The sequence below is a fragment of the Acinetobacter sp. YH01022 genome, from assembly GCF_013420235.1.
In the GTDB taxonomy this organism is placed as follows: Bacteria; Pseudomonadota; Gammaproteobacteria; order Pseudomonadales; family Moraxellaceae; genus Acinetobacter.
Window position 1 is genome coordinate 1 of sequence record NZ_VOYP01000097.1, and the last position, 1,753, is coordinate 1,753.

At 44.6% G+C, this 1,753-nt stretch carries 1 protein-coding gene; it reads right to left on the bottom strand.

Going from position 1 to position 1,753, the window contains the following annotated elements:
* A partial coding sequence (locus FTT87_RS15780) for a phage tail tape measure protein (RefSeq protein ID WP_257230600.1) occupies positions 1 to 1,753 on the bottom strand: 1,753 nt, incomplete at both ends.

Below are 1,753 nucleotides of genomic sequence, written 5' to 3' on the forward strand. Positions count from 1 at the left end.
TACGAATACCAGTTCCTACAGCATAACCCGCAACACCTGCACCGGCGACTGCAGCAACCGGAGCTGCCATTCTAGCAGCAGTTACAGCACCACGACCCACAGTACCTGCTATAGCACCACCTTTACCACCACCTAAAACAGTACCTACAGCTCCTGCTGCTGCCACGGCAGCCAATGCAACAGAAGCCTTATATGCATTAGCAGCCAACTCCTCATGCTTTTGTGCCCAATCTGTAATATTTTCTTTTACCTTCCCAAGCGTTTCAGATACTGAATCATAAGCTTTCGATTGAGCAAATAAGCCTTCTTGATCTGCAGCTTGATCTTTAGCCCATTCAGTCTGTTTAATCATGCTTAGGTCGGAATCAACAGTACCTGCAGCATTACCAATTTCTTTTTCCAGGGCAACTGTCTTATCCTTATTATAGACAGCAGCCATTGCCGCCAATAAAGCCTGACGATCTGCCAAAAATTGTCCTAACTCGCTGCCCATGGCAATGTTGCTCATATCTTCAAGTTTGGCTTTGCGTTCTTCATCAGTTTTTGCTGCATTCGCTTCTTTTTGTAGTTTGGTATATTGAGCATTACCCTGTAATTGACGTTCAAGCAACTTTACGAAAGCTTCAACACCGTATACACCCTGTTCACGCTGCTGGGTGGAATAAGTGGCCCAATCAAATTCCTGACTAACGACTTGTCCTTTTTTATTCTTGACAGCTTTTGTCGGTAGACCATCTGTATTGCTAACCTTATCAGCCAAGGTGTCAGCCAATTCACTGCTGGATAATTTTTGAAGCAGGTTTACCACGTTATTACCAGCTTCAGAACTATCAGCAGCAGTGCTTTTTGCAGTCTGGTTTAAAGCCAACAGTTTTACTAGACCTTCATCACCTGAATACCCAAATGATTTTGCCATTGCCATTTGTCCAGGTAAAAATTTAGCCAAGTCTTTATATTCAAAACTTCCGACTTGACCTGCACGCATGGATCTATCCTGAGCAAGATCAAGATTTTTAACACCAAAATTTTGCATGGCAATGGTCATCTTTGCCGCATCAACAGTATCAGCACCTGCAGCAAAAGCCGTTTTTGAAGAAGACAAAAGGGCAGAGGAAACATTGGATTCATCATACTTGCCGGATGCAATCAGCTCATTTAATGCAGCAGCAACATCTTCTCTTTTCCCACCGCCATTGCGTACAGCATTTTTTACAAACCCCTCAAAAGTTGAGGTTTTAGCAAGACGTTGTTCTGCTGTTAATCCCTGGCCACCAGTAGCGGTTGCAGTGATATACGTCATTTGCTGTGCATAATCACGTGGTTTTTGTAACGCACTGGAAACAACAGCACCACCAGCTACAGCAGCACCGCCGAGCGCAACACCTTTTTGCCAGAATGAAACGGTTTGCTGGGCTTCTTGCTTGGTTTGCCGACTCGACTGCGCAACCTGTTTCATCCAGTTCGCCATTTGCTGAGCACTAGATTGCTGTTGTTTCAACTGTTGGCTTTGCAACTTAGTCTGAATTGATTGCTGGCGAAGCACCCCTTCAAGCATCCGGTTGGTGCGTAATAAATTTTCACCTGCGCGTGCCGTATTGACAGTGGCTTGAGTTCCAGCTTTCGCTGTTTGTACAAACTTGGCATTAGCGGAACCGATCTGTGTCCATTGCTGATTAATTTTAGTTGTCGCTTGAATTTGCTGATCGGAAATTTTTTTCATTTCCTGACCGGCATTGCCTTTAATCTGCAGCGT